The sequence below is a fragment of the Pseudarthrobacter sp. PvP090 genome (assembly GCF_040547365.1).
In the GTDB taxonomy this organism is placed as follows: Bacteria; Actinomycetota; Actinomycetes; order Actinomycetales; family Micrococcaceae; genus Arthrobacter.
Genome location: NZ_JBEPPO010000009.1, coordinates 90,448 through 107,397, shown reverse-complemented (window position 1 = coordinate 107,397; position 16,950 = coordinate 90,448). Strand labels below are relative to the sequence as shown.

19 protein-coding genes, 1 tRNA gene and 1 riboswitch are annotated in these 16,950 nt (G+C 67.6%); of the genes, 10 read left to right on the top strand and 10 right to left on the bottom strand.

Going from position 1 to position 16,950, the window contains the following annotated elements; translation table 11 throughout:
* Positions 1 to 57 precede the first annotated feature (57 nt).
* The 5 genes from ABIC21_RS12245 to ABIC21_RS12225 form a co-directional block, all read right to left on the bottom strand.
* The gene (locus ABIC21_RS12245; protein ID WP_354350669.1) at positions 58 to 690 is read right to left on the bottom strand and encodes a DUF4232 domain-containing protein; all 633 of its coding nucleotides are present in this window, start codon (positions 688 to 690) and stop codon (positions 58 to 60) included.
* A 101-nt stretch (positions 691 to 791) separates the two neighbouring features.
* Positions 792 to 1,586, bottom strand: coding sequence for a YcnI family copper-binding membrane protein (locus ABIC21_RS12240; protein ID WP_354350668.1), 795 nt, complete (start codon positions 1,584 to 1,586; stop codon positions 792 to 794).
* Between the two features lie 132 nt (positions 1,587 to 1,718).
* Complete coding sequence (locus tag ABIC21_RS12235) at positions 1,719 to 2,360, bottom strand: hypothetical protein (protein ID WP_354350667.1); 642 nt, start codon at positions 2,358 to 2,360, stop codon at positions 1,719 to 1,721.
* A gap of 533 nt (positions 2,361 to 2,893) precedes the next feature.
* Positions 2,894 to 5,293, bottom strand: coding sequence for a phosphoenolpyruvate synthase (gene ppsA / locus ABIC21_RS12230; RefSeq protein ID WP_354350666.1), 2,400 nt, complete (start codon positions 5,291 to 5,293; stop codon positions 2,894 to 2,896).
* 152 nt (positions 5,294 to 5,445) lie between these two features.
* Complete coding sequence (locus ABIC21_RS12225) at positions 5,446 to 6,264, bottom strand: pyruvate, water dikinase regulatory protein (RefSeq protein ID WP_354350665.1); 819 nt, start codon at positions 6,262 to 6,264, stop codon at positions 5,446 to 5,448.
* 116 nt (positions 6,265 to 6,380) lie between these two features.
* Between ABIC21_RS12225 and ABIC21_RS12220 the strand changes: the two genes are divergently transcribed.
* A complete protein-coding gene (locus ABIC21_RS12220) occupies positions 6,381 to 6,584 on the top strand; it encodes a hypothetical protein (protein WP_307462152.1) in 204 nt (67 codons plus the stop codon).
* A 234-nt stretch (positions 6,585 to 6,818) separates the two neighbouring features.
* On the opposite strand, the gene ABIC21_RS12215 is transcribed toward ABIC21_RS12220, so the two are convergent.
* A complete protein-coding gene (locus ABIC21_RS12215) occupies positions 6,819 to 6,956 on the bottom strand; it encodes a hypothetical protein (RefSeq protein ID WP_354350664.1) in 138 nt (45 codons plus the stop codon).
* A 19-nt stretch (positions 6,957 to 6,975) separates the two neighbouring features.
* Between ABIC21_RS12215 and ABIC21_RS12210 the strand changes: the two genes are divergently transcribed.
* Positions 6,976 to 7,290 carry a DUF6221 family protein gene (locus ABIC21_RS12210; RefSeq protein ID WP_354350663.1) on the top strand — a complete coding sequence of 105 codons (315 nt, stop codon included), beginning with the start codon at positions 6,976 to 6,978 and terminating at the stop codon, positions 7,288 to 7,290.
* A gap of 743 nt (positions 7,291 to 8,033) precedes the next feature.
* On the opposite strand, the gene ABIC21_RS12205 is transcribed toward ABIC21_RS12210, so the two are convergent.
* Positions 8,034 to 8,267 carry a hypothetical protein gene (locus tag ABIC21_RS12205; RefSeq protein WP_354350662.1) on the bottom strand — a complete coding sequence of 78 codons (234 nt, stop codon included), beginning with the start codon at positions 8,265 to 8,267 and terminating at the stop codon, positions 8,034 to 8,036.
* 320 nt (positions 8,268 to 8,587) lie between these two features.
* Here ABIC21_RS12205 and ABIC21_RS12200 point away from each other — a divergent pair, with 320 nt between their 5' ends.
* Positions 8,588 to 9,220 (top strand): tyrosine-type recombinase/integrase, encoded by a 633-nt coding sequence (locus ABIC21_RS12200; protein ID WP_354350661.1) that lies wholly within the window; start codon positions 8,588 to 8,590, stop codon positions 9,218 to 9,220.
* On the opposite strand, the gene ABIC21_RS12195 is transcribed toward ABIC21_RS12200, so the two are convergent.
* Positions 9,199 to 9,288 (bottom strand) — tRNA-Ser (locus tag ABIC21_RS12195). The two genes, ABIC21_RS12200 and ABIC21_RS12195, sit on opposite strands and share 22 nt — an antisense overlap.
* 150 nt (positions 9,289 to 9,438) lie before the next feature.
* Here ABIC21_RS12195 and ABIC21_RS12190 point away from each other — a divergent pair.
* The 4 genes from ABIC21_RS12190 to ABIC21_RS12175 are packed head-to-tail and all read left to right on the top strand — an operon-like array spanning position 9,439 to position 13,383.
* Positions 9,439 to 10,473: a zinc-dependent alcohol dehydrogenase gene (locus ABIC21_RS12190; RefSeq protein ID WP_354350660.1), complete on the top strand. Its 1,035-nt coding sequence runs from the start codon at positions 9,439 to 9,441 to the stop codon at positions 10,471 to 10,473.
* 4 nt (positions 10,474 to 10,477) lie between these two features.
* A complete protein-coding gene (locus tag ABIC21_RS12185; protein ID WP_354350659.1) occupies positions 10,478 to 10,876 on the top strand; it encodes a 6-pyruvoyl trahydropterin synthase family protein in 399 nt (132 codons plus the stop codon).
* A gap of 43 nt (positions 10,877 to 10,919) precedes the next feature.
* Positions 10,920 to 12,122 (top strand): glycosyltransferase, encoded by a 1,203-nt coding sequence (locus ABIC21_RS12180; protein ID WP_354350658.1) that lies wholly within the window; start codon positions 10,920 to 10,922, stop codon positions 12,120 to 12,122.
* A gap of 4 nt (positions 12,123 to 12,126) precedes the next feature.
* Positions 12,127 to 13,383 carry a DNA glycosylase AlkZ-like family protein gene (locus ABIC21_RS12175; protein ID WP_354350657.1) on the top strand — a complete coding sequence of 419 codons (1,257 nt, stop codon included), beginning with the start codon at positions 12,127 to 12,129 and terminating at the stop codon, positions 13,381 to 13,383.
* On the opposite strand, the gene ABIC21_RS12170 is transcribed toward ABIC21_RS12175, so the two are convergent.
* Complete coding sequence (locus tag ABIC21_RS12170) at positions 13,376 to 13,882, bottom strand: nucleoside deaminase (RefSeq protein ID WP_354350656.1); 507 nt, start codon at positions 13,880 to 13,882, stop codon at positions 13,376 to 13,378. The two genes, ABIC21_RS12175 and ABIC21_RS12170, sit on opposite strands and share 8 nt — an antisense overlap.
* A gap of 124 nt (positions 13,883 to 14,006) precedes the next feature.
* Here ABIC21_RS12170 and ABIC21_RS12165 point away from each other — a divergent pair, with 124 nt between their 5' ends.
* The 3 genes from ABIC21_RS12165 to ABIC21_RS12155 all read left to right on the top strand — a co-directional run bounded on the left by ABIC21_RS12165 (position 14,007) and on the right by ABIC21_RS12155 (position 15,946).
* Positions 14,007 to 14,813: a phosphatase PAP2 family protein gene (locus tag ABIC21_RS12165; protein WP_502935993.1), complete on the top strand. Its 807-nt coding sequence runs from the start codon at positions 14,007 to 14,009 to the stop codon at positions 14,811 to 14,813.
* 12 nt (positions 14,814 to 14,825) lie between these two features.
* Positions 14,826 to 15,461: a uracil phosphoribosyltransferase gene (upp, locus tag ABIC21_RS12160; protein WP_056427332.1), complete on the top strand. Its 636-nt coding sequence runs from the start codon at positions 14,826 to 14,828 to the stop codon at positions 15,459 to 15,461.
* Positions 15,462 to 15,568: 107 nt separating this feature from the next.
* Entirely contained in the window at positions 15,569 to 15,946 is a 378-nt protein-coding gene (locus ABIC21_RS12155) for a VOC family protein (protein WP_354350654.1), read from the top strand.
* Positions 15,947 to 15,962: 16 nt separating this feature from the next.
* On the opposite strand, the gene ABIC21_RS12150 is transcribed toward ABIC21_RS12155, so the two are convergent.
* Complete coding sequence (locus tag ABIC21_RS12150; RefSeq protein WP_354350653.1) at positions 15,963 to 16,694, bottom strand: aggregation-promoting factor C-terminal-like domain-containing protein; 732 nt, start codon at positions 16,692 to 16,694, stop codon at positions 15,963 to 15,965.
* Positions 16,693 to 16,853: riboswitch (cyclic di-AMP (ydaO/yuaA leader) on the bottom strand. It overlaps the preceding gene by 2 nt.
* Positions 16,854 to 16,950 lie beyond the last annotated feature (97 nt).

Below are 16,950 nucleotides of genomic sequence, written 5' to 3'. Positions count from 1 at the left end.
ACACTTCGCGCCCTCGGACGGGCATGGGCGCAAAATCTCACCTCGGCGCCTGGGAGACTACTTGGCCGTGAACGCCCCGATGGTGAGCAGACGGGTTTCGGCGTCGCTGCAGGCGTCCCGCGGCTGGGCGATGAACAGCGAGGCGGTGTCTTCGGGCGGGTAGACGCGGAAGCCGGCGGCGGGGGCCATCGTGCAGTCGGGGTGGTTGGCCGCCTGGCTGTAGCGCAGCGTGGCGGCGCCGGCCTGTCCGGGCGCGAGCAGGACATCGGTGGCGGGTGTGGACTCGTCGCGGGCCGCGGCTGCCCCGATCGGGGCGCCGTCGGCGGTGAGGGAGACACCGGCGAAGCCCTTCAACAGGCACGGCTCGGTGCCGGAGTTCGTCAGGATCAGAGTCATGTAGACGCTGCCGGCTGCGCCGCCGCCGGTGGAATCGATGGTGCCCGTCAGGCCGGCGGCCTTGCACAGTCCGGGCGCGGCAGGCGCGGACACCGCCGGCGCGGGGGCCGACGAGGCGGGGCCGGTGGCCGCGCCGGAGGAGGCGGGCTGGCTCGCGGAGCTGGCAGGGGAGGACGCCGTGTTGCTGGATGTCTGGGCCTGCGGCGTGCCAGCGCCGCAGCCGGTGAGGAAGAGCGCTGCTGCGGCTGCCGCCGTCGTGAATACCAGTCTGGTGTTGATTCGCTGAGCCGTCATGGCACCACCTTCACGTCCGTTGCGGCCGGAGTCAACGACGCCACGACGGCGAGGCCGGATTGATGCCCGGATTGTGATTTCCGGGCATCAACCGAGGTCAGCTACTCCTTGGGCCCGGAATTGGGTCCCGAGGTGGGTGCTGAAACGCGGACCGGCGCGGGCCTGCTGCTCCGGGTGCGGGCCAGTGCCAGGCCGCCGAGGGCGAGGCCGCCGACGCCGGCCACCAGCCCGGCCCAGCTGCGTGCCCGGGCGCCGTCGTCGCTCACCGCAGCGGCCTGGACCGTCTCGGGCACGGTGTCCGTCGTGCTGGCGGCATGGGCGCCGTGCCCGTCCGCCGCAGCGGCCGCTGTGACCGTCACGGACGGCGCCGGCGCCTTGAGAGCGTGCGGATCCTGGCCCTCGGCCGGGAGCTCGGACCAGTCGGTCTGGCCGACCTCGCAGTTCTGGAGCGTCGGAAAGTACAGGGTCTTCCCGGCCGCGTCGGGCAGTTTCACCGACAGCACCAGGGCATCGCGGAGCGCGGGTTCCAGCGGGGCCTTCGCGGTGTAGACGATCTGGCTGGTCCGTTTGGTGATGGAGGTCCCGTCCGCGAGTTTCTTCGGTTCGGCCAGCTGTTCCGTGACCTTCTCGGCGGTCCAGTTCGGGTTAACCGTCGGCTGCGCATCGTTGAGCTCGGCGGGGAGGGTGATGGTCACCTTCGTGGTGCCGGATTCCTCGCAGCCGTGCGGGATTCCGAAGGTCAGCAGTGCGTAGGAGTTCGCGGTGGTCTTGTCGGGGGTGACACCGACATGCGCCGAGGCGCCGGAAATCCCGGCGAGCATCAGGGCAGCGGTTCCTCCGGCCACTGCTGTGGCGGTGAGGGTGCGGCGCAGGACGGAAGTGGATGCAGTTTTCACAGGGGTTGCCTTTCGGGCGTGCGCTGCCCAGCGGCGGGCGCACAAAAATGGGGTGGGTGGCGCGGCCAATGGTCCGGGCCCGGGCCCGGGGCACGGGGGTCAGGGCACAGTCGCGGCCGCGGCCGGGAAAAGTCAGGAACAGACGACGGCGGCGGGCGGGCCGCGGCGGCAATCGCGCCGGAGGTTCCGCCACGGCAGCGGTGCGGACTCCGCGGGCCAGCCGGCGGCTGCCGGGACCGCGACGGCGTCGGGCGTCACCGGAGCAGGGAGCCGGAGCAGCGGGCGGAGCCATGCCGCCAGGGCCCACAGGGCGGCCTCGCCGCGGGCGAGGAGGACGGCGCAGAGGAGCGTTGCGAGGGCGTGGCCAGCCAGCATCAGCAGGGAAGGCCCGGAGTCCGGTCCCGGCGCCGCGAGCGTGCTGCCAATACCGGCCGGGAGCGGAACCGGCCCGACGTGGTGCGCGAGGTCGCCCGCCGGACCGGTCGCGGCGCCAGCCAGGGCGGAGGAAAGGGCGGGGCCGCTGAAGGCGGTGAAAGCCTCGTGCAGCATCAGTTGTCCGGCGCCGAGCAGCCCCGCCAGGGCCGGGAGGTTCAGCTTCAGCCGGGTGGCGGTGGTGGAAGCCAGCCCGGTCAGGGCCAGCAGGGCCAGCAGGATGCCGGGGGACGGCAGTTGTCCGCCGGCCAGCGTGTGCGCGCCCGCCGCCAGGGAAAGAACGGTCAGTGCCACCATGGCCGAGCGCAGGGCGTGGAACGGTGCTCTGGCGGCTGTGCGCACGGAACACTCCCTTCACCAGCGGCGGCCATGGTTGCTCCCGCGGACGCTGGCGGCTGCGGGTTGTCCCCTGATTCTACCGGTGAGTTCTACCGGGCTGCGAAAAGCGTCCCGGACGGCGTCAGTCTGTCTCGGGACCCGAGCAGAAGTGGCAGTCTTCCGGGCACGGTGCGTCGGCCGCGAGGTCCTCAAGACGGTCGCCGGTTCGTACGTCGGGCCAAAGTCCGGGGGCGCCGTTGGCCCGATCTTGCTGCAAAGTCACGTGGTGTCCTGAACGTCATTGGTGCGGAACGCTGATGGATCCTAGCTAACCGTGTGCGGGGCCGGTGCTCAATGGACCAATTGACGGCGCCACCGGCTCCGACTTGTGCAGCCGTCCAGCGGCCGATCTCGACTCAGTCTGCCCGGCCGCGCAGCACCGTGGCGGTGGAGGGGCTGCCCGGCAAAAAGTGACACCCCGGTCCGAGGACCGGGGTGTCTCCGCAGCTGATGTGGTGTCAGTTCACCGCGTCAGCTGGCTGTGCGTGTTGACCGTGTCAGTTGGCTGCCGCGCCGGCCGTGGCCGCCGCGCCGGCGAGCCGGAGCCAGGTGTCCACCACGGTGTCGGGGTTCAGCGAGACGGAGTCGATGCCTTCCTCGACCAGCCATTCGGCGAAGTCCGCGTGGTCGCTGGGCCCCTGGCCGCAGATGCCCACGTACTTGCCGCGCGCCTTGCACGCCTTGATGGCCATGCTCAGGAGCTTCTTGACGGCCGGGTTGCGCTCGTCGAAGCTGTTCGCGACGATGGCGGAATCCCGGTCCAGGCCCAGGGTCAGCTGGGTCATGTCGTTGGAGCCGATGGAGAAGCCGTCGAAGTAGTCCAGGAACTCGTCGGCCAGCAGGGCGTTGGACGGCAGTTCGCACATCATGATGACCTCGAGGCCGTTTTCGCCGCGGCGCAGACCGTTCTCGGCGAGCAGGTCGATGACGCCGCTGGCCTCGTCCACGGTGCGCACGAACGGGATCATCAGCTTGACGTTGGTCAGGCCCATCTCGTTGCGGACGAAGGACAGGGCCTCGCACTCCAGGTCGAAGCAATCACGGAAGGACGGCTCCAGGTACCGGGATGCGCCGCGGAAGCCGATCATCGGGTTCTCCTCGTGCGGCTCGTAGGCGGGCCCGCCGATGAGGTTGGCGTACTCGTTGGACTTGAAGTCGGACATCCGCACAATCACCGGCTCCGGAGCGAATGCCGCGGCGATGGTCGCCACGCCTTCGGCCAGGCGCTTGATGTAGTAGTCGCGCGGGCTGTCATAGGCGGCGATCCGCTCCCGGATTTCCGCGATGACGTCGTCCGGCTGCTCGTCCAGGTTCAGCAGTGCCTTGGGGTGGATGCCGATCTGCCGGTTGATGATGAATTCCAGCCGGGCCAGGCCCACGCCGTGGTTGGGCAGCTGCGCGAACGTGAAGGCCTGCTCGGGGGTGCCGACGTTCATCATGACCTTGACGGGGGCTTCGGGAAGCTGGGTGATCTCGGTTTCCTCGACGCTGAAGTCCAGGAGGCCCTCGTAGATGACGCCGGTCTCGCCGTCGGCGCAGGACACGGTGACCTCGAGTCCGTCGGAGAGCACGTCGGTGGCGGCGCCGGTGCCGACGACGGCGGGAATCCCCAGTTCCCGGGCGATGATCGCCGCGTGGCAGGTGCGTCCGCCGCGGTTGGTCACAATGGCGGAGGCGCGCTTCATGATCGGTTCCCAGTCCGGATCGGTCATGTCCGCGACGAGGACGTCGCCGGTCTTGAATGCGGCCATCTGGTCGATCGAGGTGAGGATGCGGACGCTGCCGGCGCCGATGCGCTGGCCGATGGCGCGGCCCTCGACCAGGACCTTGCCGGAGCCGTTGAGGCGGAAGCGGCTCAGGCTGCCGGAGGTCCGGCGGGACTGCACTGTTTCCGGGCGTGCCTGCAGAATGTACAGGCCGCCGTCGATCCCGTCCTTGCCCCATTCGATGTCCATCGGGCGTCCGTAGTGGTTCTCGATGGCGACGGCGTGGCGGGCGAGCTGCTCGACGTCGTCGTCCGTGAGGCTGAAGCGGTTCCGCAGGGAGGCCTCCACCGGCACGAAGTCAATGGTGTGGCCGATTTCGCGGTTGCTCGTGTAGGTCATCTGGAGGGCCTTTTCGCCCAGTCCGCGCTTGAGGATGGCCGGGCGGCCTGCCTCCAGGGCGGGCTTGTAGACGTAGAACTCGTCCGGGTTGACGGCGCCCTGGACGACGGCCTCTCCGAGGCCGTAGGAGGAGGTGACGAAGACGGCGTCCTGGAACCCGGACTCGGTGTCCATGGTGAACATGACGCCGGAGGCGCCGACGTCGGAACGGACCATGCGCTGGACCCCCGCCGAGAGCGCCACTTCAGCGTGCTCGAACTTGTGGTGCACCCGGTAGGCGATGGCCCGGTCGTTGTACAGGGACGCGAAGACGTCCTTGATGGCCACCAGGATGTTCTCGATCCCGCGGACGTTCAGGAAGGTTTCCTGCTGCCCGGCGAAGGAAGCGTCGGGGAGGTCTTCCGCCGTCGCGCTGGAGCGGACGGCCCAGGAGAGGTCCTCGGAGCCGCCGTGCTTCTCCACGAGCTTCTGGTAGGAGGCGCGGATCTGCGCTTCAAAGTCCGGCAGGAAGGGCGTCTCGCGCATCAGCGCGCGGATTTCCTTGCCCGCAGCCGCCAGGGCCGTCACGTCGTCGGTGTCCAGGCCGACCAGCCGGTCGGCGATCTTCTGGTCCAGGCCGGAGTCGGCGAGGAAGGTGCGGTAGGCGTCGGCTGTCGTGGCGAAGCCGTCGGGCACCTGGACGCCGGCAGAAGTCAGGTTCTGCACCATCTCGCCGAGGGAGGCGTTTTTGCCGCCCACTCGATCCAGGTCCTTGAGGCCGAGTTCTGAGAACCACAGGATGTCTGTCGTCATGGTTGCTGCTCCTTTGCAGATGGTGGCATGCGGTATCGCCGCCCCGCGTGGGGCGGTCGCCGGTTAATGGGCGCAAGTCCTGTCCACAGTGACAGGTCTAGGCCGGTGTTTCCACATGATGTGGTCCACGCAACATTTGTGGACCCCGTGCGCTAGTGCTTGAGGTTCATTTTTTGGAGGATCGTGGCTGCCATTTCCTCCACGGAGACGCTGGCCGAATTGAGGTAGGGAATCCCGTGAGACACGTACAGCCGCTCGGCACTGCGCAGCTCAAAGCCGCACTGCCGCAGCGACGCGTAGGGGGAGCCCCGGCGGCGTTCGGTGCGGACCTGGCTCAGGCGCAGGGGATTGGTGGTGAGGCCGAAACACTTTGAAACAAACGGCCGCAGCGGCCTGGGGAGTCCTTCGCGTTCAAAGTCCTCGTCCACCAGCGGGAAGTTCGCGGCGAAGATGCCGTGCTGCAGCGCCAGGTACATGGTGGTGGGGGTTTTGCCGCAGCGGGACGGGGCCACCAGGATGACCTGGGCCTTTTCCAGCGCGCGCAGGCTCTGGCCGTCGTCGTGCTCCATGGCGTATTCGACGGCGGCCATCCGGGACTGGTAGCGGGCGGCGTTGCCGAGCCCATGGGCCCGGCCCGGCTCACCGCTGGCTTCGGTTCCCAGTGCCAGCTCCAACTGCCCGACGTGGGTCCCGATGAGGTCCACGATGATCCCGTTGCAGGTGCCCAGGGTCTGGCGGATGTCGCTGCCGACGGCGGTGGAGAAGACGATTGGCTGCAGGCCGGTGGCGGCACGGTGGTCGATCACCTTGACGACGGCCCGGGCCTGGTCGGCGGTGGTGATGAAGGGGATCGTGATGCGGTCAAACTCGGTCGCGGGGAACTGCGTCAGCAGGGTGTTGCCGAGCGTTTCTGCGGTGATGCCCGTACTGTCCGAAAGGAAGTAGACCGGGCGGGGAGCGTCATTGGTCATGAACGCATTGTGCACCAGTGTTGGCTCCGGGTTCTTCCATGACGCACCCGCCGGGCGCCCGGCACGGGCCGGGCGGCGGGGAGTAGGCTGTGTCCCACGTCACTAAAGGAGCCCAGATGAGCTACAAATACCGGACCGTCAAGGTCCGCGGCACGGACCTGGTCGGAACCATTGCCCGCAGGCACGGCGGTGCGCCCGAAATATATGAAACCTCGAAGGACCCGAGCACGTCTGTCGTTCCCGTGTTCTTTCCGGAAACCGGCGAGATCCGCTTTTTCGACCGGACGGTGCTGGAGGACGTGGTGAGCCCGGCCGGCTAAGGAACATTTGAGCCGCGCACGGAGTCCGGAAAAGCGTGAATGGGCTAATCACAGAACGGCAAGATTTTCAAGTCACATAAATGCCTATTGCCCGTCAATGCCAAGCCGTTTAGTCTGGCGTTGGGATCTGGCCCGGGCATCTTTCTGGGGAGAGACCATTTCGGTGTTCCGATCGAGCCGGATTCCGCAAAGGCTGGCTCCATGGTCTCAAAACGATGGAGCCAGCTTGCAGGACTATTCGGCCTTTTCTCTTTCGCTTTCGATCAACGAAATGATATGACTGGCCAGGTTCCGCCCCTGCTGAGCCCTTTCCGGCCTTCCTGCCGCGCCGCCGGCAGCCCGCGAACAAGCCAACAGCGACAGCAGCGCCATATCGGAGCATGATGAGTCTATGCAGGTCATTGACTTCCTCGAAGCCAGGATTGCCGAAGATGAGGAAGCGGCGAGGCTCGGCTATCTCAACTCAGTCTTGCAGCCCCTCTATGAGGGCGGGCAGCTCTTTCAGCGGACCGTTGAGATACCGCCGGCCGTCAAGAACCGAGTCATGGCAGAGTGCGAGGCAAAGCGGAAGATCATTGCCCACTACCAGCGCATCGATGGGGACGCGGTATCCGCCGGCGGGCGGGACTACATTGAGAAATTCCTTTTTATCCTCGCCCAGACCTATAGGCACCACCCCGACTTCAGCGATGAGTGGGCCGCCTAACGTCGCAGGCTTGCGGACCATATCCATTCTGCTGACCATGAACATCGTCGCGTCGGCCCTGGTATTGCGGACGGGGAAATACAAAGCCCGCATTTGTTATTGCGGAGTCAAATAGTGGGCCGGGACCCCGGCGAGCGGGCGGAACGGTTGACCTGGGCCCGTTCTTGGCTTTTCCCAAGACGTGGGCTGTAATTTCCGACTTACCGCCGCCGTAATTGGGTCCCGAAGGTCTACGGGGGCGGTAGGTGGCCCGCTCTGCAAACAGGGGAAGGAACGGGCCACCGCCCCGATGTTGGCAAACCCGTCATCCCGGGCAACGCAAAGGCCCCTGGTTTCCTTGTAAACAAAGGAAGCCGGGGGCCTCGCTACTTGGCGGTGACGGTGGGATTTGAACCCTCTCCCGCGCTACTGCTGGCGTGGAAAACCTCTAGAATCCGGGTAATTTCATCACCCTAGATCACGGCTAATCACGGTGAATGTGGGCAGGATGTGGGCGGCGGGAGTTCGACGGGACGAGGGACTATGACAAGCCAGTCCTTTAGGCCCGATTCATCTTTGAACCTGGCGCAGCAGGAACTGCACTGGCACGGCTCGCTGCCAAGTACGCCTGATCCTCCGCCTGTAGAAACTGCCCCGGCACCCGTCAATAGTCCGGGGCTCTTCTGTGCCCCTAGAAGGCGCGTGCCAGAACGCAGAAACCCCGCCAATGGTGATAACTGGCGGGGCTTCTCTGTGCGTGGTGGTTAGCGGACGATGTACGTCCTGCTGAACCGGTAGCTGACCTGGCCATTCAACGTGCCCTTGACGCGGACGACGTACTTATCGCCTTTGCCTGGCCAGGCCTTGTGGCTGTCATGGTAGCCGCCCGCGAAAATCTTGCCGTTCAAGAACCAGCGGTATTCCAGCTTGGTGCCCGTTGGCCAGCCGTACTTGTTCGCCCGCAGGACTGTTCCTGCGGTGACGTAGACGGTGGACACGCCGGCTGTGCAACTCGCGGTAGTTTCTGCACATGACGAAGGGCAGAAATTGAATACCGGATCACAGGTTGCGGCGCTGGCAGGGGCCGCCGCCGTGAGCGCTCCGGCTCCCAGGGCAACGGAAAGGACGGCAGCGGCCGCCGCTTTACGGAAGATCGATCGTTTCAATGCTGGCACGGTTCCCCGCACCTCCTGTCGGTGGTTTGGCAGATAAATTGTGACTGCTGAACGCTTCCGACATACACCGTCTAAGGCGCCCCCAAGCATGAGTATAACCACACGTGCACGAGCTGGCGGCCGCGAGCAAGTAACCGGCGTTGGTGTTGGTGCTGGCATACTGCGGGCTCCGATGGGGTGAGGCTACCGGGTTGCGGGTCAAGCATCTGGACGTGCTCCGGCGTCGTCTCATGATCGAAGAGAACGCGGTGCAGGTCGGTTCCGTGATTGAGGTGGGCATTCCGAAGAACCACAAGAAGCGGACGGTGCCCTTTCCGCGATTCCTCAGCGAGCAACTGGCTCGGCAGTGCGCCGGTAAGGGGCGGGATGATCTGGTCTTCCCTGGCGAGAATGGGCGCCACCTCCGGCTTGCGCGGGTGCACGAGGACAATATGAGCTGGTTTGCCGGCGCGGTGAAGGGTTCCGGCGTTCCAAGGATCACGCCTCACGACTTGCGGCACTCCGCTGCGAGCTTCGCCGTATCGGCCGGCGCAAACGTGAAAGCGTTTCAAAAGATGCTCGGCCACAGCTCCGCCGCGATGACTCTCGATGTTTACGCGGATCTGTTTGATGGGGATCTGGACTCGGTTTCATGCGCCCTTGATCACGCTGTCTCTCTGGCGAGTGTGGGCAAAATGTGGGCAAACCCCAAATTTCAGACAAAGCAAAAGGCCCTACTTCCCTTTGTTTACAAGGGAAGCAGGGCCTTTCTTATTGGCGGTGACGGTGGGATTTGAACCCACGTTGGCTTTGACACCAAACAACATTTCGAGTGTTGCACCTTCGGCCGCTCGGACACGTCACCAACCTGTATAGGGTACCGGAGCAAGGTGCTCATCCACAAAACGGCTACCCAGCGGCCCCGGAACGCCAGCAACAAGGATCGCAACCGGCGGCGCGCCCGGGCCGCCGGCACTTCCCCGCGAATGGGCAGGGGACTAGATTCGTCAGCAAGATGACTAAACTCGACTCACCTTCCGCACACCACGCCACAGCCACCGCCTACTGGACCGTCGGCCCCGAGAAAGGGGAGCTGCTGCGCGAGGACCTCCCCGCCCCCGGCCCCGGCGAAGCACTCGTCCGCACCCTGTTTTCGGGCATCAGCAAGGGCACCGAACTCGTCGTGCACCATGCCCGCGTGCCGGAATGCGTGGCTGCGGAAATGGCCGCACCGAACCAGGAGGGGTCTTTTCCGTCCCCGGTGAAATTCGGCTACCTCTCCGTCGGCGTCGTCGAGGACGGCCCGGCGGAATGGCGGGGCAAGACGGTCTTCTGCCTGTACCCGCACCAGGACCGCTACGTCGTCGCGGTGGAGAAGCTCACGGTGGTTCCGGATGATGTCCCCGCCCGCCGCGCCGTGCTGACCGGCACCGCGGAAACCGCGATCAACGGGATCTGGGAAGCCGGGCCCCGCCTCGGCGACCGCGTCGCGGTCATCGGCGCCGGCCTCGTTGGCGGCATGGTGGCCAAGCTGCTCGCCTCGTTTCCCCTCGGACGGCTGCAGCTGGTCGACGTCGACCCGGCGAAGCGGTCGTTCGCGAAAGCCCTCGGCGTCGATTTCAGCCGCCCCGACGACGCCCTGCCGGACTGCGACATCGTGATCCACTGCTCCGCCTCGGAGGCGGGCCTGGAGCGCGCCCTGCAGCTCGCGGGCGACGACGGGGACGTCATCGAAATGTCCTGGTACGCCGACCGCAAAGTCACGGTGCCGCTGGGGGAAGACTTCCACGCCCGCCGGCTGTCCATCCGCGCGAGCCAGGTCGGCGTCGTGGCCCGCGCACGCCGCCACCGGCGCACCAACGCCGACCGGCTCCAGCTCGCCGTCTCCCTGCTGAGCGATCCAGCGTTCGATGCGTTCCTCACCGGTTCGTCCACGTTCGCCGAGCTGCCCGACGTCGTCCAGCAGCTCTCCGACGGCGTCCTGGACGCGCTTTGCCACGTCATCGAATACCCCGGCACCGAATCAGCCCCTACAGAAGCCACGAGGTAAATCCGTGTTCAGCCTTTCCGTCCGCCGCAACTTCATGATTGCCCACAGCCTCCCGAGACCGGCCTTTGGCCCCGCCCAGGGCATGCACGGAGCCACCTTCGTCACGGAGGTCACCTTCCGCCGCCGGGCTCTCAACGAGGACTCGATCGTCCTCGACATCGGCGAGGCCGGCGACGTGCTGGACGCCGTCCTCGACGGCCTGAACTTCAAGAACCTCGACGAGCACCCGGACTTCGCCGGCAAACTCAGCACCACCGAGGCCCTGGCCCGGTACGTCGCCGACGCCGTGGCGGCGAAGATCCACACCGGGGCGGACGGGCGCGCGCTGGCCGGCCTGGACGTCACCCTGCGCGAAACCCCCGACGCGTGGGCCAGCTACTCGCTCGATTTCGAGGCCAGCTAGGACTTCGGTGCCGGCCAGGAACACCGCGCCAGAAAGGACGACGGTGCAGCCGGAAGGCCTCCGCGTCCGCTTCGTGGTGCCCGGCAACGTGCGCCACAACTCGGGCGGCAACGTCTACAACGCAGCCCTCGCCCGGGAGCTTGCCGCTCTCGGCGTGGACGTGGACATCTGCCCGCTCGACGGCGGATGGCCTGTGGGCAGGCCCGAAGACCGCCGGCGTTTGGCCGCACTCCTGTGCGACCATGACGCCGACGACGACGGCACCGCCCGTGCCGGGCGCCTCGTCACGCTCGTCGACGGGCTCCTCGCCTGCGGAGCTCCGGAGCAACTGGCCGCGGCCGCGGCCGCGGGCCGGCCCGCCTGGATCCTGCTGCACATGCCGCTGGACGACACCGGGCACAACGAAGCCGGGCTGGAACGCCGGGCGCTGCGGGCGGCGGCCGGCGTGATCTGCACCAGTGCTTCGGCTTCGGCCAGGATCCTGGCCCGGCACGGGCTGGACGGGGTCCGGACCGCGCTGCCCGGCAGCGAGGCCGCCGCGCTGGCCTCCGGTTCGGACCCGCCGCATCTCGTTGCTGTGGCCGCCCTGCTGCCGAACAAGGACCAGTCCCTGCTCCTCGCAGCCCTGTCGGCCCTGACGGACCTGCCGTGGACAGCCTCCCTGATTGGTTCCGACACCGCGGATCCCGCCTATGCCGCGCGCCTCCGGAACACGGTGGACCGGCTGGGGATGCAGGCCCGCATCAGGATCCCGGGGGAGTTGCGGGACGGGGCGCTGGAGGCGGAATGGGCCGCGGCCGACCTCAGCCTGCTCATCTCGCGGGCCGAGACCTTCGGGCTTGTGGTGACGGAGTCGATTGCACGGGGTGTGCCGGTGGTGGTCCGGGCCGGCACCGGCGCCGTCGAGGCGCTCGCGGCCGGCACGCCCGCGTTACCCCCCTCCCCGACTCCTGCGCCAGCGCCCGCGGCGGACGCCACTGAAACCCTGCCGGGAACCGCCGTCGCCCTCGGCACGGACCCGGCTCCCCTCACGGAGATGCTGCGGCGCTGGCTGTCCGAACCCGGTCTCCGCACCCGCTGGCGGGCCGCGGCGGTTGCCGCACGGGGCCACCTGCCCTGCTGGGACGCAACGGCCCGGACCGTGCTGGCAGCCCTGGACCAGGAGCGTCCCGCCGCGCAGCCTCCGGGTGCAGCGCAGGAAAAGCCGGTGGAAGATTCCCCTGCCGCGCAAGCTGATGGACAATGACCCCATGACGCCGCAGCCCCTGACCACGCAGCCCGTGACGGCGAACGCGCCCCCGGCCCGGACCCTCACCCGGGAGCGGCTCCGCGCCTGGGCCTGGCACAAACAGGGCCTGGACGGCTCGCTGGCCGGCTGCACTCCGGAGCAGGTGTTCGCCCGGGCTGGCTGGGCACGCTCCGTCGGCGGCGCCAACCCCTACCTGACGCTCTTCGCCCGCGCCGGGATACGCCGCGACCAAGTCGATACCCACGTCCTGGCCCACCGGATCCTTGAACTCCCGACGGCGCGTGGCTGCACCTACGTCCTGGGCCGGGACGACTTTGCGTGGGCGCTGCGGCTTGGGCGCGAGGCCGCGGAGGCGACCTTCAAGGTAGTGGGCAGGCTCGGCGTGGACCGCGGCGAAATCACCCTGCTGGAGGAGCAGGTGCTGCACACGCTCGCCGAGGCCGCCGTCCCGCTGGACCCGCGGCAGCTCAAGGAGGAACTCGGCGACTCCGTGCGGAACCTCGGCGAGGAGGGCAAGAAAAAGGGCGCCACCACCACGCTGCCCACGGCCCTGGGCATCCTTCAGGCCCAGGGGCGGATCCGCCGCGTCCCGGCCAACGGCCGCCTCGACCAGCAGCGCTACGCCTACGAACTGTGGAACCTGCCGCCCAGCCCGCTCGACGACGACCAGGCCCGCACCGAACTCGTCCGCCGCTACCTGGGCTGGACCGGAGGAGCCACCTTCAAACAGTCGCAGTCGTTCACGGGTTTCACCGTGGCCCAGAGCAAGGCGGCGCTGGCCGCGGCCGGTGCTGTGGAGGTTCCCACCGCCGCCGGCGAGATGCTGTGGATGCTGCCCGACGACGTCGAACAACTCGCCCGGTTCCAGGAACCGGATGAAGAGCAGATCCAGCTGCTCGCCGGAACGGACTCCCTCGCGCTGCTGCGGCGCAATGCCGCCGAGCTCCTGGCCGAGGAGGACCAGCACACGAAGGCCCTGGGCTCACTGGCGCTGCAGGCGGACCTCCCGGACCATCCCATCTTCGACCGGGGCCGCATCATCGGACTGTGGCAGTACGATCCCGGCCAGGAAGGGATCGTGCCCTGGGTGTTCCACGCCGCGACGCCGGCGGTGACCCGGCGGATCGCCGAAGTCGAGGACTGGATCCGCGAGGACCTCGGCGACTTCCGGGCCTTCAGCCTCGACTCGCCGGCCACCCGGCAACAGCGGATCGACAACCTGGCGGCAGCCGCTACAGGCTCCGCTGCCGTCAGCTAGCGCCGCGGTGCCCGGCGAAGAAGTCCTGCAGCAGCGCCGCGCACTCCTGCTCCCTGATGCCGCCATACACTTCCACCCAGTGGTTGAGCCGGCGCTCGCGGAGGATGTCGAACACGGAACCGGCGGCCCCTGCCTTCTCGTCCCACGCGCCGAACACCACCCGTGGAATCCGGGCCAGCACCACTGCCCCGGCGCACATGGCGCAGGGCTCCAGCGTGACCACCAGGGTGCAGTCCGCCAGCCGCCAGCCGTCACCGGCGCGCCCGCCCTGGGCGCTGAGTTCCTGCAGCCGGGCGGCAGCCATGCGGATGGCCACCATCTCCGCGTGCGCCGTCGGGTCCCCGAGCGCCTCCCGTTCGTTGCGCCCGCTGCCGAGCACCGTGCCGTCGGGACCGATGACGACGGCGCCGATCGGCACGTCCGCCGTGACCAGCGCGGCACGCGCCTCGGTGAGGGCAAGGCCCATCCATTCGGCATGCCGGGGCTCGGGGGAAGTCATGGCTCAATGATAGTTTCGGTACTAAGCAAGCTGTGCAGCCAACAGGAGTCAGGAGACAGCCGTGAGTGCTTTCACTGAGCGCTGGGGCAAGTGGGTGGTCCCTTACGCGGCCCTGTGGATCACCATGCTCGTGGGCGGTGTGATCGTCGTCGTTCTGGCGCTCCTGGGCGCTGAGGTCTACGACAGCGTCGTGGACGAGGCGGGACTGGCGAACCTGGACAAACCCGCCCTCGCCCTGGCCGAGGACCTGCGCACCCCCGAGCTCAACGTGGCCGTGACCGGCTTCACGAATATCGGCGGAAGCATCGGCATGCCGATCCTGGCGAGCCTCCTCACCGCGTGGCTCACCTGGGTCAACCGCACCTGGCGGCCGATCATCCTGGTCTGCGGGGCAGCGGCCGTGTCCATCACGGCCACGACGCTCGGCAAGAACCTTGTTGGCCGCGCCCGTCCGGATTTCATCAACGCCGTCCCGCCGTATGAGACCTCCCCGTCCTTCCCCAGCGGACACGCCCTGAACTCCACGGTAGTCATCGGTGTGCTCGTGTACCTGGCCTGCCTGCAGTTCAAGAAGACCTGGGCACGCGTCGCCGTGATCACCGCGGGACTGGTCTTCATTCTGGCGATGGGCCTGAGCAGAGTATTCCTGGGACATCACTGGATGACCGACGTCATCGCCGCGTGGCTGCTGGGCCTGGCCTGGCTGGGCATCGTGATCCTGGCCCACCGGCTCTTCCACGTGATCCGGCATCGGGAACATGCCGGGCCCGCGCCCACCTTCGATCACCCCGCGCACCTCAGCGACGGCCGCGTCGACCGGCCGGGCAGCGCCGCCGGGAGCCCCGGCGGACGCGGTGCAGGGAGCGGCGAGACTACCAAGGACGACGTCGGCGTCCGCGGTCCCACGGGAAAGCCCCCAGCCGCCGGGTGATAGTTTTGACCCATGCGCACTTTCGTTGTGGACCACCCGCTGGTCGCCCATAAGCTCACCGTTCTGCGGGACAAGAACACCCCGTCTCCGGTCTTCCGCCAGCTCACGGAGGAACTCGTCACGCTCCTGGCGTACGAGGCCACCCGCGAAGTCCGCACCGAACCGGTGACCATCGAAACGCCGGTCAGCACCACCATCGGCACCGCCTTCACCAAGCCCACGCCGCTGGTGGTCCCGATCCTCCGCGCCGGACTGGGCATGCTCGAGGGCATGACCAAGCTGGTCCCTACGGCCGAGGTCGGATTCCTGGGCATGGCCCGCGACGAAGAGACCCTGGACATCATCACCTATGCGGAGCGGCTGCCCGAGGACCTCACCGACCGTCAGATCTTCGTTCTGGATCCCATGCTCGCCACCGGCGGCACGCTGCGCGAGGCCATCAAGTTCCTGTTCAAGCGCGGCGCCTCGGATGTCACCTGCATCTGCCTGCTGGCCGCGCCGGAAGGCCTCGCCAAGCTGGAAGAAGAGCTCGCCGACGCCAATGTGACGATTGTGCTCGCCTCGATCGATGAGAAGCTCAACGAGAAGTCCTACATCGTGCCCGGGCTGGGCGACGCGGGCGACCGCCTTTACGGCGTGGCCGGCTAGGCCAGCGCCCGGCGCTGACCCTGCCGTCGGCGGCCAGCTCCCTCGCGGGGGCCCAGCAAAGGAGCCCGGCCTACCGGATTAAACCGCCCGGTACTAGCCTGAGCCCCATGGACTGGAAACTTGAACTTGTCTTTGTTCCCGTGTCCGACGTGGACCGCGCCAAGGATTTTTACGTCAACAAGGTGGGCTTCAATGCCGACTTCGACGAGCGGCCCATGGAGGGCATCCGATTCGTGCAGCTGACCCCGCCGGGCTCAGGCTGCTCGATCGCCATCGGCGAGGGCCTCACGGACGCCCCGCCGGGCACCGCCCCCAGCCTGCAGCTCGTGGTCAGCGACATCCAGGCCGCCCACCGGCAGCTCAAGGACGGCGGTGTGGACGTCAGCGACGTCGATGTCCAGGACTGGGGGCATTTTGTCCACTTCGCCGATCCCGACGGCAACAAATGGGCCGTCCAGTACCTCCCCAACCGCCCCGCCGGCTAAGCGCCGCGCCTGGGGTTTAGTACCAGTTGTTGGCGTAATGGAAGTTCAGTGCGCCACACGGTGAGCCATAGCGATCCTTGACGTACTCCAGTCCCCAATTGATCTGGGTTCGGTAGTTGGTCCGGTAGTCCGCGCCCGCGCTGGCCATCTTCTCGGCCGGAAGCGACTGGACCACGCCATAGGCGCCGCTGCTCGGGTTGGTGGCGGTCGTCTTCCAGTCCGACTCCTTGGTCCAGAGCTTCGTCAGGCACGGCATCTGGCTCGGGGCCCAGCCATAGGACCCCAGCTGGCTGGCCGCATAGGCCTGCGCGCCGGCGGGGTCGTCAATGGCAACGGGGGCAGGTGCCGGCGCGGGAGCGGGCGCCGGGGCAGCGGCAGGTGCTTCGGCGGGTGCCACCTTGGCCGGCGGGGCCGGGGCGTCGCCAGTGGGGTTGGCGGCCTGGTTCGCCGTCCGGACACGTTCAAAGTCAAGCTGCGTCAGGGGAGCCGCCGTGGCTGCCTGCGTGGAGCTGCCCGCGTCGGCCTTGCGGGCGGCTGTCTCGGACGCATGTCCGGCGGCGCCTACCCCCACCAGTACCGCGCAGGCAGCAGCAACAACGGCCACGCGGCGGCCCGTCGAGCCTGCGTTCTTGGCAAACCGGGCCGCGGCTGAAGCGGGCTTTGCCGGCTCGGCGCGGTGGCGCGATAGCTGGGGGCGGGTTGAGCTTGCGGCGCCGTCAGGGCGCGATTGTGCCTTGAATTCAGTCATGACTGCCTCTCAACGCCTGCGGAGTTAGCTGTCGGGTTCGGGTGAGGTCACCCGGCCGCACGGAATCTCACGTGTCGGCTTCACCCCAGGGGCGCAATGTGCAGAAATGCCCGGGAACTCTGGGTCCCCCGCCTCTGCCTGGTCCAGCGGAATCCGGGAGGCGGCAGAGCTCGGCGTACATCCGGATATGCAGCCCTAGTGATGGCCGCACCCTAAAAACCGTACAGGAGTTCTAAGGCTAAGTCACATTTCGGTA